This window comes from Crocosphaera sp. Alani8 (assembly GCF_038442745.1).
Lineage (GTDB): Bacteria > Cyanobacteriota > Cyanobacteriia > Cyanobacteriales > Microcystaceae > Crocosphaera.
Genome location: NZ_JARVCN010000375.1, coordinates 1 through 25,439 on the forward strand (window position 1 = coordinate 1; position 25,439 = coordinate 25,439).

A 25,439-nucleotide genomic window follows, 5' to 3' on the forward strand; every position below is an offset into this window, starting at 1 on the left:
ATCTTTGTCCCCTAACTTTCGGCGAGTCCCCCCAGACTTTTTGAGAAGCTTCAAGCAAAGTTCCAAACTTACCTCTGTTAAACTTAACTATCTTTAGCTAAATTATTAGTTTTGCCGTAATTTATTCAATTATTTGTTTTTCACGTTAAAAATGATTTATAATCCTTTTTGATTTTTATTTTTACACTTTTACTAATGTGTAAAACTTAATATTTCTTCAATTTAGGTAACTAATATTCCTAGTCGAATTTGTTATGTTGCAAAAATCAGCGATTATCTCCAAGTTTAAATAAATACAAATGAACGCTAGTTTTATCAAATTTTAGTTAAAGCTAATAGCTAAATGCTCAAAACAAAGAATAAGATTAATGGAAAGAATGACAAGATTCGGGAAAGATCAGGGTACAATCATAGAGGGAAAAGAATTAGCAAGGTCACAGGAGGTGCGGGATGACTACCTTAAGTTTGACAGAGCAAGACATTGCTGTGTTTACAGAGCATGATGTAGCAGATTTGGCAAGACGACTCGAACAAGATGATTATGCTAACCCCTTTGAAGCTCTCAAAGATTGGCATACATTACGTGCGATCGCTTTCCAACGCCAGGATCTGGCAGAACCTTACCTACATTTGCTCGATATCGAAGCTTATGATGAAGCATAATTATGCTCAAGTCTAAATCAATCCTCATAGGCGTTGGCGGCGGTATTGCTGCTTATAAAGTCTGTGAGGTTGTTTCTTCTTTGTTTCAGTCTGGTGCAGAAGTTCGCGTCATTCTCACCGAAACTGCTCAACGCTTCATCAAACCTTTAACGGTTGCTACCCTCAGTCGCCATCAGGCATATACAGATAAAGATTTTTGGCAAGCAACCCATTCCCGTCCCCTACATATTGCTTTAGGAGAAGAGGCTGATTTATTCCTCATTGCACCTTTAACTGCAAATACGTTGGGTAAGTTGGCTCATGGTTTAGCAGATAACTTACTAACTAATACGGTTTTAGCCTCCCGTTGTCCCATTTTACTCGCTCCTGCTATGAATACGGAAATGTGGGAGCAACCCATAATTCAACGTAACTGGGAAAAATTAAAGACAGATCCTCGTTATCATGGCGTTGGTCCGGGTTCAGGCTTATTAGCTTGCGATCGCATCGGCTCGGGGAGAATGGCTGAACCGAAAGAAATTATTAACAAACTTAATTCTTTAGCTTACACCCAAGGAAAACGAGACTTGAAAGGGAAACGCATTTTAATCACTGGAGGAGGTACAAGAGAACATCTTGATCCAGTGAGATTTCTAGGTAATCCTTCCACTGGAAAAATGGGGTTAGCGTTAGCTCAAGCAGCTAGCGATCGTGGTGGGATGGTTACTTTTATTCATGGTGCGATCGCTTCGGAATTATTACCCATATCCCCTGATTATAAAATAATACCTGTTGTTACTGCTGAGGAAATGAAAGCGGCAGTAATGACCCATTCAGAACAGTCTGATATTATTATTATGTCTGCTGCGGTAGCTGATGTTAAACCCTCTGATTATGCTAACTATAAATTACCGAAAAAAGAACTACCCACTAACTTAAAATTAGAGACTGTTGTTGATATTCTCAGTAAGTTAGGAAACGCAAAAAAACCCCATCAAATTTTAATTGGTTTTGCAGCACAAACAGGAGATATTGTCAACCCTGCTTTAGATAAATTAAAACGAAAAAATTTGGATATTATTGTTACTAACCCTATCGATAAAAAAGGAGCAGGTTTTGGTACTAATACGAATCAAGCTATTTTAATCGATAATCAAGGAAAACAAAAAATAGTAGATTCTTGTTCCAAATTAGAACTAAGTCATCAATTATTAGATTTTATTGTTGCTTAGGAGTTAGGAGTTAGGAGTCAGTAGTCAGGAGTCAGTAGTCAGGAGTCAGGAGTCAGTAGTCAGGAGTCAGTAGTCAGGAGTCAGTAGTCAGGAGTCAGTAGTCAGGAGTCAGTAGTCAGAATTAATATTAGTAAGTAGTCGGACAAATGCTGTGATCCCTTAAGGTGCGCTTTCCAATGGCGAGGAAACCTCGCCTTGGATCACACCTCTCCCTGCTCCCAACTCCCAACTCCCCTGCTTACTTCAGAGTAAAGTTTATTTTTTCCAGGTACTTATTTCTCTGCTTCAACCATAGAAAAGAAACCAGGAACTCTCCCTGCAGCTGCACCACCATCTTTCTGAGACAGAATAACCGCACTGATCTGATCGCTCATTACAGCTACTTTTTTTTCTGTTTGTTTCTCACAAGTTAACTCAATTAACTCGGCAGTACCTGATTTCATGGCATTAACAATCTGCTCGTAGAGTTTCTGTGCATCCTCAACTTCTTTGCGTTGCACAGAAATAGGAAGAGGGGTATATTTTAAAGCTAAATCAATACTAATCATCAAGGCTCCTTATGGTTAAGACTTTCTTTCTTATTATGATTCAAAATGAGGAGTGTGGGGAAGGTGCATCCACGCTACCAGGAACAGGGAAGAGTAGGGAATGATAAAATAGTGATACCGTTGATCTTGGAAATTAAATAAATGAATACTTGCGTGTTGATGGCGAAAGTTATTAGTAATCCTGAATTACGCTATACCTCAGATAACCAGACAGAAGTTGCGCAAATGTTAGTAGAATTCGAGGGGAGACGAAGCGAAGATCCCCCTTCTACTTTAAAAGTGGTGGGATGGGGTGGTTTAGCAACGCAGATGAAAGAAACTTGCACAGAAGGCGATCGCTTAATTTTGGAAGGGCGTTTATCTATGAATACTTTTGAACGGAAGGAAGGTTTCAAAGAAAAACGAGCAGAATTAGTGATCTCTCGCTTTTATCCTTTGGATGGGGTAACTTCCTCTTCTTCTTTGGACAATGTCGTTTCTTTTGATACAGCTAAATCATCTCAAAAAATGGATAACAATTACAATGAAGATGATTACGATATTGGTGGATCAAAAGAAATGTCCTCTGCATCAACCAATGAAGCTGATGATCCTATTCCCTTCTAATAAAATATCTCTTACTCACATCTTGCACCTTCGATAAAACTGGCTAGTTTGTAAGGGTTCAGCTATCAGCCATCAGCTGAAACATATCAATCCCTATCATCTACTGTGAGTAAGATTAAACGAATGCTGAACGCTGTGCGATAGCGCCGGAACGGAGTGAGGAACTGCTAACTGCTGACTGCTGACTGCTGACTCATTTAAGTTCTTTTATACTAGCGCAAGATATCAGTCTTACATAAACAAATTTTGTAGGGGTGTAGTTATCTTAATCCCCTACATATAAATAGTAACCATGAAAATACTTTTAGTGGACGATGAAGCGGAATTAACGGAACCCTTGTATCATGTTTTGTGTCACGAAGGTTATGACGTAGATATAGCCGATGACGGAGAGAAAGGTTATCAGTTAGCTGTGGAAAATGCCTACGATTTGTTAATCTTAGACTGGATGTTGCCTGGTAAACCCGGACTGTCTATCTGCCGAGAATTGCGATCGCAGGGAAAAAACACCCCAGTCTTATTCCTTACCGCAAAAGACACCCTTGATGATAGGGTAATGGGGTTAGACGCAGGTGCAGATGATTATCTCGTTAAGCCTTTTGAGTTAAGAGAATTAATGGCTAGGGTAAGAGCATTGTTACGTCGTTCCCCTGCCCTAGAAACCGTTGCAACAAGTCGCTTAATGGTGGGAGATTTAGAGCTTGATCAAGACAATCAAGTAGCTTATCGTCAAGGAAGAATGTTCAATCTCTCTGATAAGGAGGTGAAGCTATTATCCTACTTCATGCAGCATCCTCAGCAACTCCTAACCCATGAACAGATACATCAGTGCTTGTGGGAAGAATCTGATAAACCCAGTAGCAATGTGTTGGCGGCTTTGATTCGTTTGTTAAGACGGAAAATAGAAGAAGAAGGGCCCTTGATTCACACAGTATATGGCAAAGGATATCGTTTTGGAGACTAATGATAAAAAATTTTAAGAAAAATGTAGGCAAAGTTAATATTTTGTCATAAAATGGAGACAACCTGCAGAATTGTAGTACCAAAGAAGATAAGGAGAGAAGAAGATGAAAGCCAGAAATACAAGCGTTGCCACCACAGTAGTAGACTTAAGCAAAGACATATTACTTCGTACTACTATCCCTTTAGACAACCATGCTGCTCTTAGATCAGGGTTCGTAGGTTATCCCATCAATCCTCGTTGGAATATAAATAAAGTTCGTGCTTGGAAAACCGGTCGTCAGTTGCGTCAAGCTCTACAAGAAGGAGAAATGATTATTCGCTCCTCGGATTCTATGCTAGTTCCAACAAATAGCACAGTATAGGGTTTATCGGACGGCGTTGTTAACTAAATCAAAACTAGAACGGTACACATAACACATAGATGCTGTCTGAAAGCGATAACCATCTTTTTGACTTTACTTAAGGAGAAACCTGCAACAGTGACTGGTAACTGATAACTGATAACCGGTCACTGTTCCCTTTTATCTTGAACCTATCCAGGTTTAGCCTGGGAACTATGACTGCGGGGATCACTAACGGGGTTATTAGTGTCTTTCAAGTCCGAGGTTTGTCCTGTAGAAGCGGCGTAAGGTAGGGGTTGATGATCAATTAGTGCCTCTATGTTTGCCTCCATGATTGAAGGGGGTTGTTCTCCGATCGCTTGGGCGATCGCTTTACCTAAATCGTCGATAAAGACAAAGTGAGGGATACCATCCACACGATAACGCAAAATTTCCGGTAGCCACTTATTATTGTCCACATTTAACATGACAAAGTTGACGGAATCACCGTATTTTTGCTTCAATTGAGCTAATTCTGGAGCCATTGCTTGGCAACTGGTACACCAATCGGCGTAAAATTCAGTTAGGGTGGGTTTGCCGTTGGCGACAGCTACTTCTATGGGGGTTGATTCTTTAGCTTGGCTTTCCAGAGAAACGGAACCGGTTTGGGTTTGAAAGCCAAAGAATATCGCTATACTCAGAGCAATAGCGGCAAAAGCGATGAGTGTATTTCTGATACGATTAGCGTTAACAATTTCAGCCATATAAGTTATTAAACGAAAATTTTTTTAACCTCTTATATATTTTATAATATTTCATCTCTTTTTAAAGCTGTTATCAATTTCTAAAGTTATATTTAATTATGAAAAAACGAGTTACCCTTACTTTTCCCAAGCGTACTATACAAATGCCATTAACCTATCGTTTGGCCAGAGATTTTAACATTGCTTCTAATATTATTCGCGCTCAAGTTGCACCCAATCAAGTAGGAAAGTTAGTCTTAGAATTGTTGGGAGATATTGATGCGATCGAGGCGGCTATTGATTGGATGCAGTCCCAAGAAATAGGGGTTTCTTTAGCTAGTCGTGAAATTAGTATTAATGAGGAACAATGTGTTGACTGTGGGTTATGTACCGGAGTGTGTCCCACGGAAGCTTTAGTGCTTGATCCAGAGACTTTTAAGTTAACTTTTAGGCGATCTCGTTGTGTTGTTTGTGAGCAGTGTATTCCTACTTGTCCGGTGCAAGCTATTTCTACTACTTTTTAATAGCAGCTTTTATTTGTGCATAGATTAGAATTTTCTAGCTTTCAGGCAAGATACAGAAGGATTTTTAAGTTTTAAGCTATCAATTTTAAAAGAGGTGAACAAGAGCGGATTTGGTATTAGATGGGATCATAAGGATGAGTGTACTTTGCTAGAAAATATTCAAAGGATAACTCATTAATTGGATATCTTTTCCAATCTTCGTAACTTAAAGCAATTTTACAGAGTCTACTTAAAATCAACCATATTTTATCAATATCACTAAGCTCTAATTCTTCTCTTTTTAGAAAAATAAAATCATAAAATTCTGTCATCCAATAATCTAAGAGTACCTTAATTTCGTCATGAAGAATATTTTTTGTTTTTTTGTTTAGAACAGAAAATAAAGGGATTAAGTCAATACGTCCAATAAAGACATAAGTAAAAAAACGAATTGAATTATCAACATTGCAATGAATGCAACCAGTTTCTACCCAAATTGGCGGAAAACTTTCAGGGACTTGACTCCATTGTTCTAGCTGTGTCTGAGAAAAGAAATTTAGTAAATAAAATATCTCAGAGATGTGTTCTATTTCTTCTCGTGAAAATTGAGGTGACATTATCATACTTATAGTATATCAAAAGTAGGCAAAGTTGAATAAACAAGAGAATTATAAACCTGGTTATTTGAATGATTACGATTTTATTTTAGATATAAATCGATAGATAGTTACTTCAAGAAAATTTTGAGAACAAAACAAGGGATGTTCAAAAATAGTTGAGTTTTTCAGAATATACTTAAGTAATGATACAAGTAATTAAATAATAAAAGTAATCTCCAAATTCCATTCTACTTTTGAAATTTGTTCGATATAAATTTGACGTATAAATTCTCGAAAATAGAACCTTCTTTCTGCTTCTGATAAATCTTGCCAAAATCTGGGTAATGAGACAGCTTCGGCAATGTTTTTTAAATTTTCTGGGGGAAGTTGTTCAAGTTGGGAACTTAGTTGACTAATTTCTATATTCAGATTATAACGTCTCAGTTGTGCAGTTTGTTCATCGAGAATATCTGATTCAACTAAAGAGGGTAATTGGCTTATTATATTATTTTTTTCTTCTATTTTAGTTTGGATATTATTTTTATATACTTCTATTTTCTTTGGCTCAAAATCTTTGACTTGATTAGGAAAGTTATCACAAATGTACTCAATAGTTTTATCTAAAACTTCTTGGTAAGATATAGCTTTACACTGAGGATTTAAGGGACATTTTTGAGGTCGAATGTAGAGATATTCTTTTTTTTTGCTTCTTTGGGTTACCTGATTAATTATCATTGAATTATGGCATTTTTGGCAACTAACTAAAGCTGTCAAAGAATGTTTTGCGCTGGCTGTTTTTGAGGATAATTTTCGGTTTCTCCCTAATAGTCGATTAATTTGTGCTGCTTCATCTCGTGAAATAATTGGTAAATGGGTATTAGAGATAATTTCCTCATTTTTGTATTTTAAGTCTCCTCGATAAACGGGATTTTTTAGCCAACGACTTGCTGTGGAAACAGATATCTTTTTACCATATTTTTTAGCTAGATAATTCACAGCACCTCTTAAAGAACCAAATAATAAAAACTGCTCAAAAAAGTCTTTAATAATAGGTGCGGTACTTCGATCTATAAGATAAGATTCTTTTCCCCTACGATACCCATAAGGTGCTTTTCCTGGAGGTGGTAAAAATTTAGTCCGTCTTAAAGCTTGTCCTTTCTTAAGGGATAAATATTTGTGATTATTTCTTATATTTTCTAATAACTGAGGATCTTTAATGTCAATATCTACTGTATTTTTTAAACATTCTAGGTCATTTAAGTTATCTAGTTTATGATCATTTAAAATAACAATTTTTATGCCTAACTCAGTTAATTTTTGATAATTGTTGATGACGGTTTCGGGTGTATCCCCTAACTCTTCTAATTGACGAATCAATAAATAATCTGGTGCTAATATCTCGCAGTTTATAAACAGTTTTTTAAATTCGTTTCTAGCTCCTACATCATAATAAATTTTTTCTACTTTTAAATTTTCGATAGTGGTTTTAAAATCTGACTTCAATAAAGGTTCGTCATAAAAATAGGCAAAAACTATCATACCAAAATATTGTATTTTTAATGAACCTAAGAAAAAATAATTTGTGAACCTGGGGCATTAATCTTAATAGAAAGTACCTGATGATTAATAAAAACTTGTGCTAGTTTAGGATGGACTTCTGGAGGTGCAAAAAATAACATAAAACCCCCTGCACCAGCACCTAATAATTTACCACCCCAAGCTCCTGCTTCTTGTCCTAATTGATACATCGTATCGATTTCAGGATTAGAAATGACTGTATCTAAGCTTCTTTTCGCTACCCAAGCTTTATCTAATAATTCACCGAAAGCGGATAAAGATTGATTACTGGTTAATATGTCCCAACCTTGATCCACCATTTTTCTCATTTGTTTAAGGGTTTCTGTGTTATCAGCAACTCGTTTTAGTTGCTTTTCAACAACCTTAGCAGCTCTTCTTTTTATTCCTGTGAAAACAATAAAAATATGGGACTCAAATTCTGCTAATCTTTGTGGAGAAATAGGGACTCTGTTAACAATAATATCTTCTTCTGTTCTAAATTCAACTAAGTTAAAACCTCCCATCGCTGACATTAATTGATCTTGACATCCAACTCGATCATTAACTAGATGACGTTCAACATAAATAGCTTCGTAAGCTAAATCTATGGGTTTTACAAATTCACCTTTAAAACTATGTAACGCTTGTAATACCGATACAGTAAAAGCAGAAGATGAACCTAAACCAGTAAATGCTGGCAAGTCGGCTACATTATGTAGTTCAATATCTTTATCTAAACCGCAAAATTTTAAACATTCTTTATACACTTTATGTTCTATATCGTTAACAGTTTTAACCAGTTCAACTTTACGATAAGAAACTCGAATTAGGTAGTCAAATAAGTGACTGGGAAACGGACTAGCAGTAACATAAGAAAACTTATCAATTGCTGTTGCTAAAACAGCCCCTCCGTGTTGCAAAAAATATTCTGGATAGTCTGTTCCACCTCCAAAAAAACTGATTCTAACTGGGGCGCGTGAAATTAACATAATTCTAATAAGTTGATAAAGTTTTCTCTAATAAATGTTTCTGCCTTAGGCAAGGTTTCTGGAGTGCCAATATCTAAGAATGGTGCCTCAATAGAATGTACTTTGATTTTGATGTTTTTTTGTAGTAAAGTAGGAAAAATATCGTATTCAAAACTTAAATTTGACTGTGAGGGAAACTCTGCTAAAATTTCGTGGCGAAATAAATAAACCCCTCCATTAATAACACCTTTTCCTGCTTTTTTTTCAGCAAAGTTTAAAAGAGTATTTGAATCATCAAATACCAATGAACCGTAACGGGAAGCATCATCAACCCGCACTCCTAAAATGACACACCCAACATCTTGATCATCTAAATAATTTTCTAGTTGCTGAAAGTCAGCTACAATCAGAGAGTCGCCATTCATTACTAACCATGCTTTGGGAGATAAATTAACTTGCTGCACTGCATTAACAAAACCTCCTCCCGTTCCTAATGGTTCATTTTCACGACAACAATAGATGTTTACTCCTTTGACTAGATGTGTTTTAAAATGTTCCTCGACTACCTCTCCTAAATGACCAGTTGAAATGATTTGTTGAGTAATTCCTTGTTGTTTAAGATAGCAAATTATCCATTCCAAAAAAGGTTTATTCACAACAGAAGCCATCGGTTTAGGAATATTAGGAAGGAGATGTTTAACTCTGGTTCCATATCCTCCTGCTAGGATTACAGCTACAATGTTATTCATAGATATTTTCAAAGGTTTAAGCTTGGTGATAACTTACAGCAAAAGTAACTAAACAATAGCATCTTTCCTTGTTGTTTCATCACTTTTCTTTGTACTAGGATAACCTAACTCCGAACTCAGGGAACCACCCGTTTTTCTTTCAAGTTATGCACAACAAAAAACCCACTTTTTGAATCAGTGGGTTAACCGTAAAAATATTGAGTATTAGATTTAGTTTAGTAAAGTCCGGGATTAATGCGATCGCCACCTTCAATTAATTCATTAGCAGGAGGTGTTACCACAAACTTCTCTAAATTATCTTCTAAACGTTGCTTTTGTGTTGCACTGATTCCGGGAATGTCTAAAACTTCCTCTACGGTATCATAAGGGGCATTCTTGATGATTTTAGAAGCCAAGTTGGGGTAGAACCCACGAAGTTGACGGAAACCCCGTACATCTTCGTTATTTAAGTCAATTTTTTGACCGTATTCTGTGGTTAACTTAGCATCAACTGTGTTCAGTTCAGCCGCAACTGCAGAACCAACGAACCCAACGGAACTTATGAGTACCATCAAGATAGCGAAAAGACGAACAAGGGTTTTCATGACAATGATTCTCCTAAAAATGTGTATCGTTCCCTACGAAAATAGAACACTTCGACTGGAAATAGCTCTCTAGTAGCAGATAAGATTTAAAAACGTTGTATCATGCCAAATGTACTTTATGCACACCATCGAAACAAAGATCCTTCATCGTGGGAAAAAATTTCAGAAAGTCTTAAGCTGCTTCAGGAACTATGATAACCTAATTTGTGTCCCTACTGTTCAATCAAACTGTTGACTTCTAATAAAACCTCTCCAGCCATTAAGCGTTTAGCTGCGTCTAATAGCACTTCCTCAATATAAGGCTTGACAAAATAGCCCTTAGCCCCTCTCTCAGCTGCAATACGCTGCATCTTCTGTGCGCCCCGGGAGGTAATCATGGCAATGGGGATAGCAGAAAGTCTCTTGTCTTCTTGCAGACGGGACAATAGCTCTAAACCAGTCATTCTCGGCATTTCGATATCACAGAGAATCAACGCACAGGACAAACCTCCCCGTAATTTTTCCCAAGCTTCTTGACCATCTCTAGCCTGCTCTACCTCGTATCCAGCTTTCGTAAAGCTCATGGATAGCATTTCTCGAACCATTACCGAATCATCGATAATTAACACTAAATTGCTATCAGAGGGAGATTGACCATTGTCTGAATTCTCCTCAGAATCAGACTTGGCGGATGGTTTTGGCATCGGTTTTTTGGTGCTACCGGCTAATAAAATTTCTCCCATCAACATCCGTTCTGCTGCTTCGAGGAGGGTTTGATCTGGACAAGGCTTGGTAAAGTAAGCAGTTGCTCCTAGTTTGGCGGCTACTTTGCGATGGCGATCTGCTCCACGGGAGGTTAACAAGGCTACCGGTAGACTGCAAAGGTCAGGTTCTTTCTGTAGGTTAGAAAGAAATTCTAATCCATTCATACGGGGCATTTCAATGTCACAGAAGACCAGATCGCAAGGTAACCCTGAACGCAGTTTTTCCCAAGCTTCTTGACCATCGCGAGCCTGTTCCACTCGATATCCTGACTTACTAAAGCTCAAAGATAATAGCTCCCGTACCGTAATAGAATCATCTACGATTAAAACGGTTGGTTCAGCATTGTCCCCTGTCAAGGTGTCAAAAGCCTTACCCTTGTTCTGCCAGAGACCATTGCCGCTATCAGTGCGTAATCTTCCTTGAGCAATGGCGATCAGTTCTAGAACATCCCCGATAGGCATAATCGTTCCATCCCCTAGTACCGTCGCCCCTGCAATACCAGCCGGCTTAGGAATAGGTCCTTCTATTTGTTTGATAACAATTTCTTGTTCTCCAATGACCTGATCCACTTGTATGGCTAATAAACTGCCTGCACCCCTGAGAAGAACCAAAGATACGGTATCTTCTTCGTGTTTACCACCATACACACTACTTCGACCTAACTGGCGATTATAAGATAAGAGGCCTTTAAGATCATAAACTGGCAGACGTTGACTATTCCAAATCACAAACCGTTGTCCGGTTTCATCTTCCATTAAATCTCTGGGTAGATAATCTTTCATATCTTCTACCCCATCCATCGGAAAGGCAATACGGGCGCGATGACTGATGCAACAGAGGGCTTTACTAATACTGAGGGTTAAGGGTAAACGAATGGTGAAAGTGGTTCCTTTCCCACGGGTAGAATCGATATTTACAGACCCCCTGATGTCCCGTAAACTGGTGCGAACCACATCTAAACCCACACCACGACCGGCAAAATCGTCGGCTTGATCACGGGTGCTAAAACCTGGATGGAAGAGAAAGTCATAAATCTCTGTTTCCGAGAGAAGACCAGCTTCTTCAGGAGTAATTAAACCTTTTTCGATCGCTTTTCGTTTGACTCGTTCTGCATCGATACCACCCCCATCATCAGCAACGGTGATTACGGTTTGGTTTCCTTGCAGAAAAGCTTGTAAGTGTATTTGTCCTTCTGTGGGTTTGCCTTGTTTTCTTCTCTGGGAAGGTTCTTCAATACCGTGAGTAATAGCATTATTGACCAGATGGGTCATAGGATCGTAAAGTTGCTCTAGGATCATCTTATCGATGAGAACATCTCGACCTTCTACTAACAGTTTGGCTTGTTTTTGTAATTTTGTAGAAATTTCTCGGATGGCACGGGGTAAGCGATCGGCGGTGTTGGCGAAGGGAATCATACGAGATTTGGTCATCCCTTCTTGTAACTGGGTGGTCACTTGTCGCAAATTACGGGCCACTTGTTCGGTTTCATCTACCAAAAATTGAATGTCAGAGGCTGATTCTCTTACCCTGACAATCAATTCGATCATTTCTTGGGAGAGTAAATGGAAACCGGTGAAACGATCCATTTCTAAGGCATCTAAATCTTTATCTTCTCCTTCATTATTTGGGTTAACCTCATTATCTTTATTGTTATGATTTAGCCCTAATATACTTGGCTGTCCACTGCGGTTGGGACTGCGACTGGCTAATAAAGCACCTTCGAGTAGGGTTCGTTCGTATAAGTCTTGCATTCGTCCCCCCACATCGCTGAGGTTATGGACTTGATTGAGCAGGTTATCTAAAAATTGTCTAAGTCTGTCTTGATCTTGTTCTAAACTATTGCGTTTAACTACTAATTCCCCGATTAAGTTACTGAGGTTGTCCAGTTGTTTGATGGGAACCCGCATAGTTTGCTCAAAGGCTTTCGTCTTGGTAGCGCGGGTTGCAGAGGTTCCTGTGAAGCGTTTTCCTGGAGATGGGGCAATGGTGGGGGAACCTCCCATGCGATCGGCTTCCTCCAGCATGACTTCGAGGTCTTTGTCAATGTTTTTCAGAGCATCCTCTAAGTCCAAGTCCTCTTCTTGAGCAACGGTGGGAACCCCAGATGCAGTGGGAGAGGTTGGTGAGGTGAGAGGTTTCTCTTCACTGTTAGCCGGGGCTGCTATCAAAGCGGTTAACTCTGCAATAGTAGCTGCATCTAAAACCTCTTCGGTTGCTGGTTGTGCAAGAACTTTGTCTAGGGTTTCTAGGGGAGGATAAACAGAGGAAATGACCGCAAGGGTTTTCTGATCAACCTTCTTTGTCCCCAAAAGTTCCTGCAACTCTTCGATCTCATCGTCTTCAGCGAATTCGTCAAACGCAGAGGTTAAATCGTCAAAAAATTCATCGTTGTTTTTTTGTTCTGTTTCCCATAATTGTGAGGCATCCTCTAATAAATCAACCAGTTCTTCTTCTGACTTGTTATTCTCAGAATCTTGCTCGTCTTCCCAAACTATGTCATTATCAAAAAGCTCGCTAATCATTTCATCCGAGGGCAAAGATGATAAGGTTGAACTTTCCATCGAATCATCTTCTTCATCGAATGAAGTTGCTGATAAATCTTGTTCAAATAAATCTGCTAATTCGTCTAAGTCTTCTTCGGGTTCTAGTAAATCTGAGTCCTGTCCCAAGTCGTCAAAGAGTTGGGTAATATCTTCATCAAAAAGTTCTTCGGTAAATTGATCTGAGTTAGAGTAACGACTGTTCATGACTGGGTCCTATCAGCTTGGGATTAGTGCCTCTCGGCTCTAGAGTACCCAGTATTTTGAAAAAAATTATAGTTTCTGAGAATCTTCTAGAAAAGATTATTCTTCGACTCGATAGCCAAATTCTGCTAAACGTAGGTTAGACTGTCTCCATTGAGGTTCGACTTTGACAAATAGTTTTAAGTAGACTTCTCCTGCAATTAGTTTTTGAATTTGTTCTCTGGCAGCAGTACCGATCGCTTTTAGCATTGTTCCTTTTTGCCCAATAATAATACCTTTTTGAGAGTTTCTTTCAACATTAATAGCTGCAAAAATTTTGGTTATTTTGGGGGTTTCTTCTACTTTTTCGATCGCAATGGCAACGGAATGGGGAATTTCTTGACGAGTTAATTGTAATATTTGTTCTCTGATCAGTTCTCCCATAATGAACCTTTCGGGTTGGTCGGTAATAAGCTCTGGTGGATAGTAATAAGGACCGGAATCTAATCGCTCAATTAAGCTATTTTGTAAGGTTTCTAAACCCTCTCCTGTGAGGGCAGAAAATTTCAGCACTGGCCAGTCATACTCTTCAATTAAACTCAAATAAGTTTCGTCAATTTCTGGATAGCTTTCTGGTTGTTGATCGCTTTTATTAAGTCCTAAAACGATAGGTTGATTAACTGTTTTTAGTAGATCAATGATGTAGCGATCGCCTCCTCCTGATTTGACGGAACTATCTAGTACTAATAAAATAATGTCAACAGAATTAATAGCAGTTTTGGCATTTTTAACAATAATTTTTCCTAGAATGTGATGAGGTTTATGGATTCCTGGGGTATCTACAAAAATAATCTGGGCTTTTTCCGTGGTTAAAATCCCTCGCAGTCGGTTACGGGTGGTTTGGGAAACAGGGGATGTAATGGCTATTTTTTGTCCGATTAATTGATTCATCAGGGTTGATTTTCCCACATTTGGACGACCAATTATACCGACAAAACCAGATTTAAAACCTTCTGGTGCAATGGGAATGGTTGATAGATTACTTAGGTTTAGATTATCGTTCATTAGCAATTATTTTGACTTAGGCACCTTAATTCTAACAATAATAAGCGCAAGTAAACTATATTTTTTAGTAAATTAAAAATATATTAAACTATTTTTAATTATACTCTTTTTTTGTCTCAATCTTATTTTAATTAACTATACTTGTTTTTCTTATATACCAAATACTTTAACCCCTATGGAGGGAATTTTTCGATTAAAGCAGGAGAAAAAATTAGATTTTCTTGTCTAAATAATCAAATTAATCATCATCAAAATATTAGTCACCAATGGCAATCTATACCTAAAGTATTTAATCTAAAAAAATAAATTCCTGCACTACAAAACCTACTTAAACAATCAGTTAAAAAGCAATTAGAGGGAATCACTTAACTAACTTTGAATTGTTCAACGGCGGCTTCTAATCTTTGGGCAACTTGGGCGGTTTCTTGCATCGACTGGGCAACAGTTTGAGAAGCAGTAGACCGTTGTTGGGACTGTTGGGTAAATTGTTGCATCAGTTCCGTTACCATACGGGAGGTATCAGTTTGGGAAACCGTTGCTTGGGAGATAGATTGCATTAAATCGTTGATAGTTTGAGAACTCTCTAGAACACTCTTTAGCCTTTGTTTTGTAGCTTTAACAAGGTGTGTACTGTCCACCACTTGAGATGTGCCTAATTCCATGGCCTGGCTTACTTCCTTGGTTTCTGCTTGAATAGCCTCGACGATGTTAGTAATTTCTTTGGTGGCTAAGGCTGACTGTTCTGCTAAAGATCCCACTTGTTCTGCTACGATCATGAAACCTTCCCCTTGTTGACCGGCACGACGGGCTTCTACACTGGCGTTAATGGCTAATAAGTTGGTTTTGAGGGCAATTTCTTCGATTAAAGACACTACCTGAGAAATCTTTTGCGACGACTCCCCTAACCGCTTCATTTTCTTGGCGGTTTCCCCTACGGTTGTCCGTAACTGAAAAATACTATCTACGGTGTCATCCATAGCTTTTGCCCCTTCTTGAGTTACGTTGTAGGTATCGTCTACTAGGGTGGCTGCTTGGTTGGCGTTATCGGCAACGGCTTCGATGGATTGGGACATTTCTTGCACCGATCCCAAGGTTTTACGGGTAGCTTCTGCTTCTTCGATAGCTTGTTGGGCTAGGGTTTGGATTGATTTTTCGTTTTCTTCTAAGGATGAACTAACTTGAGTGGTGGAGCTTTTTACCTGAATAGCAGTGTCTTTGAGGTTATCGATAATGGCGTTAAATAAGTCAGATACAGTACTCATTTCCACCGAGTTTAAGTTTGCGCGTACAGTAAGATCCCCTTCCATTGCACCCCCCACATCCCCTAGTAGTTGAGCGATTTCTTGTTCTAGTTTTTTCTTTTCTTGCAGTTCCTGATTTGCTTTTTTTTCTAAATTATTGATAGAGTCTTGTAACTGTTGCGCCATTGTATTAAAAGAATCGGCTAAAACACCAATCTCATCATTACGATTGATTTCTATCTTTTGTTGCAAATGACCATCACTAAAAGCGGTAGAGGCTTTAGTAAGACCAATAATAGGATTAACTATGCGATTAGCCACCACAAAAATAATCAATCCTACTAAACTCAGAACGACTAGAGCAATCGTCCAAGCAATTTGTTCAAATTGTCGCTTTTGTAGCAAAGCTTCAGCTTTTTGTTGAACCATAATCACTCCCCAACCATTTTCTAAGGAGGCACTATAAGTAATCCATGAGATGCCTTCTTGGTCGACAAAATCAAAATGACCTTGTTTGCCCTCTAAGAGAGCTTTAACAGGAGGATGATTACTAAAATCGGTCAAGCTATCACCTGTGATTAATCCTGGGTTAGGATGAGCCACTAATTTACCAGTTTCATCCACAACTATTGCGTAACCAGTCTTACCTATTTTAACGCCACCCACTTTTTGAACAATTGCATCTAGGCTACTACAGGCTTGAAGAACTGCTGTCACTATTTGTTCTTGACGAATGGGTGTGGAAAAACAAGCTGCTGGTTTTTGATTAGTTTTGCTGATCAGAGATTGCCAAGTAATCTCATTCCCAGCTTTAGCTGCTTTAAAATAATGCCGTGAGCTATAGTCTTTGGGGGGTTTGTTATCATTCCGAGCAATATTGATCCCATCAAGTCCTATGGTACTAGCTAAGTAGAGATGGTCATAAGATTTGACAAATTCTTCTAGCAGTGGTCGCTGTTGTCTAGCGTCTAAACTAACAATGCTAGGTAATCGACTCAAATTTTCTAATGCTAAAACGTTCATCGTTTTCCAGCGAGCAACGTTTTCTGTTAATGCTTGAGTTTGGTTAGCGAGTTTTTCTTTGGCATTACTTTCAATGATTTTACTAGCGCGAGAACTGCCGTAGTTAATGCCGATTAAAATCGGGGGGATCACTCCAAGTAAAACCAATAGAGGAAGACGGAACTGTAAACTTTGCAGGAAAGGAATATTAAGGGATTGTTGCCATTGAGGAAGCTGTTCTGGTTTTAAATCGGTCGTACGGTTAGTAACAATAGATTCTGAATTACTTTCTACAGATGATTGAGTCATGGTTAATTAAAGTCCTAATATCGAAAAAGTTAAGGTTTATGGATTATCCGTTTAACTTGATAGAGAATAACTTGTCTATGATCTCCTCTCCAGATGCGCTTGATAGGTTCAACGTTAAAAATGTTAGTAAAGGGGATTGTATGTCTCAAAAAAAATTTATTGAGTCCCTGTTTAAAATTGATGCTTAAAGGTTAGAAAAGCATAGTTTTTTTGTACTTTTTGGAAGTTTTTGCAACAGAACCATTTTATCTCACTTTCTTCCTTAATTTTTATTTGTTTATCTTCATATTTTTTAATATTTTTTTACTTTTCTTTGAATTAATTTTTCTATCAACAATTTATCATAATTCAATATAATGACCCCAGGGTGGAATTGGCTGAAACTGTTCTATTAGAAAGTCAATCATTACACGAACTCTTGGTGCAATAATCCGACGACTTGGATAAAGGAGCCAGATAGATGCTTCAGTGATCAGTGGAAATCCTGGTAGTACTTCAACAAGAAGCCCAGACTTTAGGCTTTCGTTAGCATTCCAAAGGGATTTCATCCCAATACCCATTCCGTGTTCAAGCATTGTTCGCATTGCCTCGCCATCGTTAACGGTGTTTGAGAAGGAAACTCTAATGATTTGTCCGTTTTCAAATTTCCATTTTTTTTCTCCCAGTGTGACACATCGATGGTCAACGAGATCGTCTGGTGTAGTGGGAACACCATATTGTTTAAGATAGGCTGGAGAGGCTACCAGTAGCCTCCTATCAGTAGCTAGTTTACGTACAATTAATCCACTATCTGCTAAGCTTGCATTTCGTATAATTAGGTCATAAGCTCCTTCGACAACATCAAGAACTTCATCAGATAGTCGTAAGTCAAGCTTGACTTGTGGATAGCGAGACTGAAATTTGGCCAGAATAGGGATGATATACATTCGGCCGAAAGAGCCTGGCATGGTCATTCTTAGCAACCCTTGAACGTCCGAACTTTGTCCCCTAACTGCGCTAAAACCTGTTTCTAATGTCTCTAAGGTTTGTTGAGCGTATGGTAAAAACAGCTCTCCATCCGTTGTCAGTAAAACTGCCCTGGTTGTTCTGTTGAATAAGCGAAATCCTAAAATTTCTTCGAGTTTAACTAAGCGCGCACTGGCACTTGCCGGCGAAATTGATAGGTCATGCGCTGCCGCTGTGACACCACCCAGTTCTGCAATTCTGATCAATAAGCGGAGCGATAGAATATCCATTTATCAAAAATATCCGAATTATCATTTCGCTTCAAGGCCATTTATCTTTTTAATCCGAATGATTAATATACAATTATTGCTTCCATATAAAAGATATTGACAAGCAGCATCGACTAGTAAAATGAAGAACATTAAAACTTTTTTAATACTTGCCCTTGCACTCTTGATAACCACACTGGTTCGCATGCAGGCTTCATCTCAAACTATCAAGCTGAACACCAAAGCCGAAGTCGTCCAAGCATCTGAAGTTGAGTGGGGGCCACTCAACCCAGCTCGTGGAGACCAAAGCCCTAAAGCAGCTACACTTTGGGGCGATCGCACGGACTCTGGTCCGTCAGGCTTCCTGGTTCAGTTTGTGAATGGTTTCTCATCCCCACCTCATATTCATAATGTCACCTACCGTGGTGTAGTCATTAGTGGTCTCATTCATAACGATGATCCAGGTGCGGAAAATATGTGGTTGCCGGCAGGTTCTTTCTGGACGCAGCCTGCTGGAGAGGTGCATATTACCTCTGCTGATGATAACAGCAATCTGGCATACATCGAAATTGAGGAAGGGCCATATCTTGTCCTTCCTAGTGAGAAAGCATTTGATAATGGCGAAAGGCCTGTTAACGTTGATAAATCAAACCTTGTTTGGCTGGATGCATCAAATATCGCTTGGATCGATCAAACTGAAGTAACAGGGTCTGCTGATGGTCCTAAAGTAGCCTTCCTTTGGGGTAACCCACAAGATGATCAGTTAAATGGAACCTTCGTCAAGTTACCTGATGGGTTTAGTGGAGAAATTCATAGCCACGGCTCGACATTCCGTGCTGTTTTGATCCAAGGGCAACTCAATCATTATCTACTGAATGAGAAAAATCTTAAGACTTTGAAGCCTGGTAGCTATTTCGGTTCATCAGGAGAGACGGTTCATCAGGCTTTCTGCCAAACGGGAGAGGAGTGCATTATTTACGTCCGTGGGAAGGGTACGTTCGATGTTTTGCCAAGGTAAAGACATCACTAATCAATGGTTTCAAGCTATTAATTTGAGCCACTGATGTGAAATCCCCAAATACTATCTTTGCCACTTGCTTATGGTGTAGAAATTGCCGTGTTTCCCAGCATTCCAAACCAAACAATAATTAATTGGAGACTAAAAAATGAAAGCAATGCTCATAAAATCTTATGGAGAAGACGCAAAGTTTGAACCTGCAGAAATTGAGAAACCTCAAGTTAAAGTGGGTCATGTCCTGGTGAAGATCGTTGCATCGAGCGTAAACACGGTGGATACAATGATTCGTAAGATGGGCAAGGCGTTAGCACTCTCGCCCAATACGCCAGCAATTCTGGGCATGGATTTTGCTGGTACAGTGGAGGCTGTTAGTGAAGGTGTGTCAGCCTATTCAATTGGCGACGAAGTTTATGGCTGTGCGGGCGGATTAGCAGATTTGCCGGGTACGTTGGCTGACTACATAGTAGCAGATGCCAACTTGATGGCCCATAAACCAAAAAACTTGTCGATGCGTGAAGCCGCTGCCTTGCCCCTGGTTGCTATTACGGCTTACGAAGGACTAACTCGTGCGGGTATCAAGCAAGGACAGAAAGTTCTTGTGCATGGCGGTTCCGGTGGCGTTGGTCATGTCGCTTTACAACTAGCAAAACACTTTGGTGCCGATGTCTATTCGACGGGTGGCGGTGATAAACAGTTAGACCTAATTAAACAACTGGGTGCAATTGGGATCAACTACAAAACAGAATCGGTTGAACACTACGTTTCCAAATACACAGAGGGGAAAGGTTTTGATTTAGTTTTCGATTCTGTTGGTGGTGCAAACATGATTAATTCATTTGAAGCAGCCGCACTCAATGGTCAAGTTGCATCAACCGTTTCGATGTGTGAGCTTGATTTGACGTTAGCTCACTTCAAAGGGTTGTCATTGCATGTCGTGTTTATGCTCATTCCGATGCTACACAATTTCAAAAGAGAACAACATGGGGAAATCCTTCGTAGCTTAACTCAGATTGTAGACTCAGGTGGACTTAGGCCTGTACTTGATGAACAACAGTATTCCCTTGAACAAGCCGAACAGGCATATGCTCGTTTGGAAAGCCGACAAGCCATAGGCAAGGTAGTCATTGAAAACTGATGCCTGAAACTGCTGAGACAAATGAATTGAGAACTAAACCAAGAGTCCTCTGATAGCGATTTTCAATTGAGTGGCGAATCTCAGAATCTAACTTCTGCCTCCTGCCTCCTGCCTCAAAGCTAGAAACTTTTTAATCTATGCAAATGAAAACTGCTATGAGATAAATCAAACGCCACATTGAAACAAATTAGGAGATACAAAATGAACTACGACAATTTCACCACTTTCAACGTCAAGACTGAAAATGCGATCGCATGGGTTACCTTCGACTATCCCCCCGTCAATATTCAAGGCTTGGCGATGCTCGCTGACTTAAATATATTGGCTCAAAAGCTCGAAACTGACCGAAATATCAAGGTGGTTGTGTTTCAATCCGCCCATCCTGAGATTTTTGTGGCCCATGCTGATACGAATTTTCTTAAGGATATGTCTGCGATCGCCGTTTCTCGTGAAGAGGTAAAACTACTAGATTTGCAGGTTGTGCTAGAACGTATCAGCAAACTGCCTCAGGCCACTATCGCAAAGATTGAAGGCTTTGCCCGTGGTGGTGGGCATGAGTTTGCTCTTGCTTGCGATATGCGTTTTGCCGCACGGGGGAAGGCCAAATTTATGCAAATGGAAGTAGGGATGGGAATATTGCCTTGTGGTGGTGGTGCATCACGTATGGCTAGACAGGTGGGGCTTGGTCGCGCCCTTGAGATTGTTTTGGGCGCAGAGGACTTTGATGCTGATCAAGCAGAGGCTTATGGTACGATTAACCGAGCATTAGATCCTGATAAAATCGGAGCATTTGTTGATGCTTTGGCAAAACGCATTGCACTATGGCCATCTGAGTCTATTAATGCCACTAAACAATCTGTCTATGAGTCAATAGATCTACCTATTGAAGACGCATTACGTGCAGAAGCTTATTGGTTGTATCAGGCAACAAGTCAAACGCCAGCCGTTAAACGCTTTAAATGGGCAGATGAAAAGGGTGCCCAGTTTGATATGGACAATCAACGCACTTGGCCAGATATGCTTGTCAAGATTCAGGATATCAATCAAGAGGAACAATGATCTCCTTTTGCTCTCGAAGACAGAAGTTGTAGGGCAAAAAACAGAGAATATCCCAACATTTTAACGAAGTTAAAATCCAGCCATATCGGAATTATGTTTACTGAAATTGATGGTATTTATTGTTGGGATACTTCCCTTAATTTCACTTAAATAATAATAAAAAAGCTTCCTTGTTTAAAGTTAATTAAATTTATTTTTATCGATTGTTTTTAATTAGTTTGGTATTGATTGATGCACGTTTATTTAAAGCTTTTTTTCGACGTAATTTTCTTTATGAATTATTTAAAATACGGCGATTATCAAGAAGAAAACTATTCTCAAGTTTTACCTATTTTATCTACATCAGTAATTTTAACGTTACTAAAAAAACGTGGACAAATAGGAGATAATGCCCTAATTCGGGAGTTTCGTCAATGGTTGAATAATAATAAATAGATGCAAAAGAAACCTTCTGACCCAATTATCAGTCAGCAAAAAATAGCATTCACCTGAGAACACTAGATTATGATCATAAACGGGTTTTGGCCTTGGAAGCGACTACGCCAAGTAACAAAATTTATTACTCTTTTTAGCCTCTGTTTCCTCTTAACAGTTGCTTGTAACCAACAACCTCAAACAAATACAACCCCTTCTCCCACTGCAACAACAGCAGGCGATCGCATTACCATAGGAACCACGGCCCAACCTCGTACCATCGATCCGGCAGATAGTTACGAAATGTCAGGACTAACGATCATCTACAATCTCAGTGATACCCTCTACACCTACGAACTGGGAACTACCACCTTAACACCCCAACTGGCCACAGAAATGCCAACTATCAGTGAAGATGGTCTAACCTACACCATTCCCATAAGAGAAGGGGTAACTTTCCACGACGACACCCCCTTTAATGCGGAGGCCATGGCGTTTTCTTTGGAGAGGTTTATCAACAATGGAGGTAAACCATCCTTTTTATTGGCTGATACCATCGACACCTTAGAAGCTACAGGGGAGTATGAGTTAACCATCACCCTGAAAGAACCTTTTTCCGCTTTCCCTGCCCTTCTCGCCTTTCCTGGGGCTTGTGCAGTGTCTCCTCAAGCTTATGAAGTAGGAGACGGTAAATTCATGCCTGATAATTTAATAGGAACCGGTCGTTATAAACTGAACAATTTTAGTACTGACTCGGTGCAATTAGATGTTTTCGAGAATTATTGGGGAGAAACCCCCGCAAATAAAGGTATTGATCTACAAATTTACCCTAGCAACCAAGCTAACCTTTTCAACGCTTTTCGCACTCAAGCAGTGGATGTAGCTTATCAGTCTTTAACCCCCGAACAAGTCCTACAATTACAGAAGGAGGCAGAATCAGGAAATGGTCAAGTGATCGAAAACCCGGGAACCGCTATTGCATTTATGGCGTTGAATGTGCAGACAGACTTTATTAAACAAAAACCTGTTCGACAAGCGATCGCCTCTGTAATAGATCGTCAACTTCTCAATGAACGCATCCTTAAAGGGCAAGGGGAACCCCTTTACAGTATGATTCCGATGGCTTTTGATGTTTCTCAACCGGTGTTTCAAGAACTTTATGGGGACAACGATAAAGAAGCAGCGAAAAAGCTTCTACAAGATGCTGGTTTTTCTGCTGATGACCCCGCTATTGTAGAAATCTGGCATTCTTCTGGTTCTGTTAATTCCAGTCAAGTAGCGGCTGTTCTCAAGAGTTTAGCCCAAAGAGACTTAGGCGGAATGTTAGAATTTGCTCCTAATAGTATTGCCTCCGCTGCTTTCTTTAAAAACTTGAGTCAAGGGTTATATCAATCCACTTTGTCTAGTTGGTATCCTGACTTTTTGGATGCTGATAACTATATCTATCCATTTCTTGATTGTGCCAAAGGTTCACCAGAAGAAGGCTGTACGGAAGGGGGTTCCCAAAGTCAAGGATCGTTTTATTACAACGAGGAAGTAAATCAATTAATTGCCCAACAAAGACAAGAATCAGATGGGCAAAAAAGACAAGAAATTTTTGCTAGGATTCAAGAAATATTAGCTGAAGATGTCCCCTATGTTCCCCTTTGGCAAACTAAAGAATACGCTTTTGCACAAACTAATATTCAGGGAGTAACAATTAATCCAAGCCAAACTTTTCCTTTTTGGATGATTAATCGTCAATAGGAAAACTAAACTGTTTTTTCTTTTGAAATAAGAGAATAGTGCTGACTTAATTGCCAAACTGTACGCACATAACCATTATTCTTTTTTATTGGAGGATAATGGTATTTTTTTAAAACTAATTCAATCTTTTCGAGTGCTTCGGGTAAATAATAAAAGGGAATATTGGGAAAAGCATGATGAACACCATGATAAGGTAATCCCCCCATTAACCATTGAACCCAATTAGGGACTAAAATATTTCGAGCAGCGTACAATTGAGTAAGTTGATGGTTATCTTTTTGTATCCACATTTGATCGTGTTCGAGATGTTCTCTGATTTGCATAAAAAAGCCGACAGTTCGTTCAACAATCAGCCAAAATAAAAGATAACGGGTCATCACATCAAAATAAAAAGCGACCGCTAAAAAAATGCTCTGAATAACTATTATCAAGAAAAAATCAATCTTCAATTTCCACAGTAAACGAGGTCTATATTGCCTCAATTTTACTCCTCGAACAAAAGTTTTAATAATTAAACCAATTCCTCCAACAATAAAGATATCAATCCACCATTGATGTCTAACGTACCATTGCATCCATCGGGAAGCGTTTTCGTATTCATATTCAGTCCATTCTGTTCGTTCGGGATCTCGTAAATCTAAACCATTCCAACAGTGATGAAGAAAGTGTAATTCTTGATAAACTCCATAAGGCCATAACATGGGATAAGAAACTAAACGGGGTGCAATTTCATCAAACCACTTCCATCGGGTAAGGGTGTAATGAGCCGCATCATGGATACAAATTAACAACAAAAAATATACAAATCCTGCTAAGAAACTTCCTAAACAAAACAACCACACAGTATCGGTTATCCAAGCAGAAATAACTAAGCTTAACAATAGGGTTCCCAATAAGAAAAAACGGCATAATCCCACCCAAGGATTAATTTTAGTAAAAGGTAAAATTGCCTTTCTTAAATCATCGGTTAAACAAGAAACAACAGTTTTGTTTTTTCTCATAGAAACCCTCCTCAATTAACTTGATCTTACGTCTTCTAATAATCGATAGCGATTGCTTTGAGCAATATATTTACGTCCAGGTATGTCGTCAGGGGATTTATCTTGTAAGACGAAACGCATATCAGTAACCACACGAGGGACTTTAATATAATAGCCATGTTCAGAAGGGTCTGCAAAACGGGAGATTACTTTAGTACAGTCGATAGGATAGACATTGCGGGGTAGTTCTCGAGGTTTAAGGGGTCCATCTGAACCCAAGCGAGGGGGATTTCCTTTAAGACGATCGCTGGCCCATAAAGCGACATCCTCTCGGTTAAAATAGACGCTAGTACGACGAGTTATGCGGGGTAAATCGGATAACTTATCTTGAAAATCGAAAGCATCGTCGTCTTCATCCGCCGCCATCATCAAAATTTGATCAAATAGTCTTGGTAAGCGACCACTGACCTGATTCTTTATTTCTTGTAAAGTATTGCGTAGGACATAATTACCCATACTATGGGCGATGAGATGAAGTTTTTGTTGACATCGAGTGTCGAGTCCGTTGATGAAATCAGCTACTTTCAAAAAAGAACGAGCAAACGCTGCCCCGGAGGCAGCCGCATCCAAGCGATCGTTGCGGTAAGCGATAGGGTTAGTACCATTGCGATCGCTCAATACAAAAGATCCATCAGAAGGCCAAGAAAATAAACACATATTGAGCGTATCTTCTCAAAAAGCCAGGGGTCACTCGCTGCGAAAACTTAGGCCAAAC

23 protein-coding genes and 1 pseudogene are annotated in these 25,439 nt (G+C 39.2%); 11 read left to right on the forward strand and 13 right to left on the reverse strand.

What is annotated here, in order from left to right; all coding sequences use genetic code 11:
- Window positions 1-450: 450 nt before the first annotated feature.
- Window positions 451-663 carry a protein IsiD gene (gene isiD / locus P9B04_RS18860; RefSeq protein ID WP_342056516.1) on the forward strand — a complete coding sequence of 71 codons (213 nt, stop codon included), beginning with the start codon at window positions 451-453 and terminating at the stop codon, window positions 661-663.
- 2 nt (window positions 664-665) lie between these two features.
- Window positions 666-1,874 carry a bifunctional phosphopantothenoylcysteine decarboxylase/phosphopantothenate--cysteine ligase CoaBC gene (coaBC, locus tag P9B04_RS18865; protein WP_342056517.1) on the forward strand — a complete coding sequence of 403 codons (1,209 nt, stop codon included), beginning with the start codon at window positions 666-668 and terminating at the stop codon, window positions 1,872-1,874.
- 272 nt (window positions 1,875-2,146) lie between these two features.
- Here coaBC and P9B04_RS18870 read toward each other — a convergent pair whose 3' ends face one another.
- Window positions 2,147-2,422: a hypothetical protein gene (locus P9B04_RS18870; RefSeq protein ID WP_342056518.1), complete on the reverse strand. Its 276-nt coding sequence runs from the start codon at window positions 2,420-2,422 to the stop codon at window positions 2,147-2,149.
- A 141-nt stretch (window positions 2,423-2,563) separates the two neighbouring features.
- On the opposite strand from P9B04_RS18870, the gene P9B04_RS18875 reads away from it, so the two are divergent.
- The 3 genes and pseudogenes from P9B04_RS18875 to P9B04_RS18885 form a co-directional block, all read left to right on the forward strand.
- The gene (locus P9B04_RS18875; RefSeq protein WP_342056519.1) at window positions 2,564-3,028 is read left to right on the forward strand and encodes a single-stranded DNA-binding protein; all 465 of its coding nucleotides are present in this window, start codon (window positions 2,564-2,566) and stop codon (window positions 3,026-3,028) included.
- 292 nt (window positions 3,029-3,320) lie between these two features.
- On the forward strand, window positions 3,321-3,992 hold the full coding sequence (gene rppA / locus P9B04_RS18880) for a two-component system response regulator RppA (RefSeq protein WP_342056520.1): 672 nt from the start codon (window positions 3,321-3,323) through the stop codon (window positions 3,990-3,992).
- 103 nt (window positions 3,993-4,095) lie between these two features.
- Window positions 4,096-4,344 (forward strand): annotated as a pseudogene (locus tag P9B04_RS18885) (hypothetical protein); the annotation flags it as partial.
- 179 nt (window positions 4,345-4,523) lie between these two features.
- Here P9B04_RS18885 and P9B04_RS18890 read toward each other — a convergent pair.
- A complete protein-coding gene (locus tag P9B04_RS18890) occupies window positions 4,524-5,075 on the reverse strand; it encodes a thioredoxin family protein (RefSeq protein WP_342056521.1) in 552 nt (183 codons plus the stop codon).
- Between the two features lie 98 nt (window positions 5,076-5,173).
- Between P9B04_RS18890 and P9B04_RS18895 the strand changes: the two genes are divergently transcribed.
- Complete coding sequence (locus tag P9B04_RS18895) at window positions 5,174-5,578, forward strand: NIL domain-containing protein (RefSeq protein WP_342056522.1); 405 nt, start codon at window positions 5,174-5,176, stop codon at window positions 5,576-5,578.
- A 116-nt stretch (window positions 5,579-5,694) separates the two neighbouring features.
- On the opposite strand, the gene P9B04_RS18900 is transcribed toward P9B04_RS18895, so the two are convergent.
- The 9 genes from P9B04_RS18900 to P9B04_RS18940 all read right to left on the reverse strand — a co-directional run bounded on the left by P9B04_RS18900 (window position 5,695) and on the right by P9B04_RS18940 (window position 18,333).
- The gene (locus tag P9B04_RS18900; RefSeq protein WP_342056523.1) at window positions 5,695-6,174 is read right to left on the reverse strand and encodes a hypothetical protein; all 480 of its coding nucleotides are present in this window, start codon (window positions 6,172-6,174) and stop codon (window positions 5,695-5,697) included.
- A gap of 198 nt (window positions 6,175-6,372) precedes the next feature.
- The gene (locus P9B04_RS18905; RefSeq protein ID WP_342056524.1) at window positions 6,373-7,695 is read right to left on the reverse strand and encodes a recombinase family protein; all 1,323 of its coding nucleotides are present in this window, start codon (window positions 7,693-7,695) and stop codon (window positions 6,373-6,375) included.
- A gap of 26 nt (window positions 7,696-7,721) precedes the next feature.
- The gene (locus tag P9B04_RS18910) at window positions 7,722-8,702 is read right to left on the reverse strand and encodes a GHMP family kinase ATP-binding protein (protein WP_342056525.1); all 981 of its coding nucleotides are present in this window, start codon (window positions 8,700-8,702) and stop codon (window positions 7,722-7,724) included.
- Complete coding sequence (locus tag P9B04_RS18915; protein ID WP_342056526.1) at window positions 8,696-9,430, reverse strand: nucleotidyltransferase family protein; 735 nt, start codon at window positions 9,428-9,430, stop codon at window positions 8,696-8,698. The genes P9B04_RS18910 and P9B04_RS18915 overlap by 7 nt, the downstream gene beginning before the upstream one ends.
- A gap of 215 nt (window positions 9,431-9,645) precedes the next feature.
- Complete coding sequence (gene psbU, locus P9B04_RS18920; protein WP_342056527.1) at window positions 9,646-10,014, reverse strand: photosystem II complex extrinsic protein PsbU; 369 nt, start codon at window positions 10,012-10,014, stop codon at window positions 9,646-9,648.
- Between the two features lie 212 nt (window positions 10,015-10,226).
- Window positions 10,227-13,505 carry a hybrid sensor histidine kinase/response regulator gene (locus P9B04_RS18925; RefSeq protein ID WP_342056528.1) on the reverse strand — a complete coding sequence of 1,093 codons (3,279 nt, stop codon included), beginning with the start codon at window positions 13,503-13,505 and terminating at the stop codon, window positions 10,227-10,229.
- A 96-nt stretch (window positions 13,506-13,601) separates the two neighbouring features.
- Complete coding sequence (era, locus tag P9B04_RS18930; RefSeq protein ID WP_342056529.1) at window positions 13,602-14,546, reverse strand: GTPase Era; 945 nt, start codon at window positions 14,544-14,546, stop codon at window positions 13,602-13,604.
- A gap of 365 nt (window positions 14,547-14,911) precedes the next feature.
- Window positions 14,912-17,098 (reverse strand): methyl-accepting chemotaxis protein, encoded by a 2,187-nt coding sequence (locus tag P9B04_RS18935; protein ID WP_342056530.1) that lies wholly within the window; start codon window positions 17,096-17,098, stop codon window positions 14,912-14,914.
- A 341-nt stretch (window positions 17,099-17,439) separates the two neighbouring features.
- On the reverse strand, window positions 17,440-18,333 hold the full coding sequence (locus P9B04_RS18940) for a LysR family transcriptional regulator (protein WP_342056531.1): 894 nt from the start codon (window positions 18,331-18,333) through the stop codon (window positions 17,440-17,442).
- A gap of 121 nt (window positions 18,334-18,454) precedes the next feature.
- Between P9B04_RS18940 and P9B04_RS18945 the strand changes: the two genes are divergently transcribed.
- From P9B04_RS18945 to P9B04_RS18965, 5 genes are all read left to right on the forward strand, one after another.
- Window positions 18,455-19,330 carry a DUF4437 domain-containing protein gene (locus P9B04_RS18945; RefSeq protein ID WP_342056532.1) on the forward strand — a complete coding sequence of 292 codons (876 nt, stop codon included), beginning with the start codon at window positions 18,455-18,457 and terminating at the stop codon, window positions 19,328-19,330.
- Between the two features lie 148 nt (window positions 19,331-19,478).
- A complete protein-coding gene (locus P9B04_RS18950; RefSeq protein ID WP_342056533.1) occupies window positions 19,479-20,465 on the forward strand; it encodes a zinc-dependent alcohol dehydrogenase family protein in 987 nt (328 codons plus the stop codon).
- Window positions 20,466-20,666: 201 nt separating this feature from the next.
- The gene (locus tag P9B04_RS18955) at window positions 20,667-21,524 is read left to right on the forward strand and encodes an enoyl-CoA hydratase/isomerase family protein (protein WP_342056534.1); all 858 of its coding nucleotides are present in this window, start codon (window positions 20,667-20,669) and stop codon (window positions 21,522-21,524) included.
- A gap of 273 nt (window positions 21,525-21,797) precedes the next feature.
- Window positions 21,798-21,959, forward strand: a complete 162-nt coding sequence (locus P9B04_RS18960; RefSeq protein WP_342056535.1) for a hypothetical protein — start codon at window positions 21,798-21,800, stop codon at window positions 21,957-21,959.
- A 69-nt stretch (window positions 21,960-22,028) separates the two neighbouring features.
- Window positions 22,029-23,684 (forward strand): ABC transporter substrate-binding protein, encoded by a 1,656-nt coding sequence (locus P9B04_RS18965; protein WP_342056536.1) that lies wholly within the window; start codon window positions 22,029-22,031, stop codon window positions 23,682-23,684.
- 5 nt (window positions 23,685-23,689) lie between these two features.
- Here P9B04_RS18965 and P9B04_RS18970 read toward each other — a convergent pair whose 3' ends face one another.
- Together P9B04_RS18970 and P9B04_RS18975 are read right to left on the reverse strand one after the other, a co-directional pair.
- Window positions 23,690-24,685: a fatty acid desaturase family protein gene (locus P9B04_RS18970; protein ID WP_342056537.1), complete on the reverse strand. Its 996-nt coding sequence runs from the start codon at window positions 24,683-24,685 to the stop codon at window positions 23,690-23,692.
- A gap of 15 nt (window positions 24,686-24,700) precedes the next feature.
- Window positions 24,701-25,381: an alpha/beta hydrolase gene (locus P9B04_RS18975; RefSeq protein WP_342056538.1), complete on the reverse strand. Its 681-nt coding sequence runs from the start codon at window positions 25,379-25,381 to the stop codon at window positions 24,701-24,703.
- Window positions 25,382-25,439 lie beyond the last annotated feature (58 nt).

Excerpts from the sequence above, each read along its gene's own strand:
- isiD (WP_342056516.1), top strand. The coding sequence starts at position 451 with ATGACTACCTTAAGTTTGACAGAGCAAGACATTGCTGTGTTTACAGAG.
- coaBC (WP_342056517.1), top strand. The coding sequence starts at position 666 with ATGCTCAAGTCTAAATCAATCCTCATAGGCGTTGGCGGCGGTATTGCT.
- P9B04_RS18870 (WP_342056518.1), bottom strand. The coding sequence starts at position 2,422 with ATGATTAGTATTGATTTAGCTTTAAAATATACCCCTCTTCCTATTTCT.
- P9B04_RS18875 (WP_342056519.1), top strand. The coding sequence starts at position 2,564 with ATGAATACTTGCGTGTTGATGGCGAAAGTTATTAGTAATCCTGAATTA.
- rppA (WP_342056520.1), top strand. The coding sequence starts at position 3,321 with ATGAAAATACTTTTAGTGGACGATGAAGCGGAATTAACGGAACCCTTG.
- P9B04_RS18890 (WP_342056521.1), bottom strand. The coding sequence starts at position 5,075 with ATGGCTGAAATTGTTAACGCTAATCGTATCAGAAATACACTCATCGCT.
- P9B04_RS18895 (WP_342056522.1), top strand. The coding sequence starts at position 5,174 with ATGAAAAAACGAGTTACCCTTACTTTTCCCAAGCGTACTATACAAATG.
- P9B04_RS18900 (WP_342056523.1), bottom strand. The coding sequence starts at position 6,174 with ATGTCACCTCAATTTTCACGAGAAGAAATAGAACACATCTCTGAGATA.
- P9B04_RS18905 (WP_342056524.1), bottom strand. The coding sequence starts at position 7,695 with ATGATAGTTTTTGCCTATTTTTATGACGAACCTTTATTGAAGTCAGAT.
- P9B04_RS18910 (WP_342056525.1), bottom strand. The coding sequence starts at position 8,702 with ATGTTAATTTCACGCGCCCCAGTTAGAATCAGTTTTTTTGGAGGTGGA.
- P9B04_RS18915 (WP_342056526.1), bottom strand. The coding sequence starts at position 9,430 with ATGAATAACATTGTAGCTGTAATCCTAGCAGGAGGATATGGAACCAGA.
- psbU (WP_342056527.1), bottom strand. The coding sequence starts at position 10,014 with ATGAAAACCCTTGTTCGTCTTTTCGCTATCTTGATGGTACTCATAAGT.
- P9B04_RS18925 (WP_342056528.1), bottom strand. The coding sequence starts at position 13,505 with ATGAACAGTCGTTACTCTAACTCAGATCAATTTACCGAAGAACTTTTT.
- era (WP_342056529.1), bottom strand. The coding sequence starts at position 14,546 with ATGAACGATAATCTAAACCTAAGTAATCTATCAACCATTCCCATTGCA.
- P9B04_RS18935 (WP_342056530.1), bottom strand. The coding sequence starts at position 17,098 with ATGACTCAATCATCTGTAGAAAGTAATTCAGAATCTATTGTTACTAAC.
- P9B04_RS18940 (WP_342056531.1), bottom strand. The coding sequence starts at position 18,333 with ATGGATATTCTATCGCTCCGCTTATTGATCAGAATTGCAGAACTGGGT.
- P9B04_RS18945 (WP_342056532.1), top strand. The coding sequence starts at position 18,455 with ATGAAGAACATTAAAACTTTTTTAATACTTGCCCTTGCACTCTTGATA.
- P9B04_RS18950 (WP_342056533.1), top strand. The coding sequence starts at position 19,479 with ATGAAAGCAATGCTCATAAAATCTTATGGAGAAGACGCAAAGTTTGAA.
- P9B04_RS18955 (WP_342056534.1), top strand. The coding sequence starts at position 20,667 with ATGAACTACGACAATTTCACCACTTTCAACGTCAAGACTGAAAATGCG.
- P9B04_RS18960 (WP_342056535.1), top strand. The coding sequence starts at position 21,798 with ATGAATTATTTAAAATACGGCGATTATCAAGAAGAAAACTATTCTCAA.
- P9B04_RS18965 (WP_342056536.1), top strand. The coding sequence starts at position 22,029 with ATGATCATAAACGGGTTTTGGCCTTGGAAGCGACTACGCCAAGTAACA.
- P9B04_RS18970 (WP_342056537.1), bottom strand. The coding sequence starts at position 24,685 with ATGAGAAAAAACAAAACTGTTGTTTCTTGTTTAACCGATGATTTAAGA.
- P9B04_RS18975 (WP_342056538.1), bottom strand. The coding sequence starts at position 25,381 with ATGTGTTTATTTTCTTGGCCTTCTGATGGATCTTTTGTATTGAGCGAT.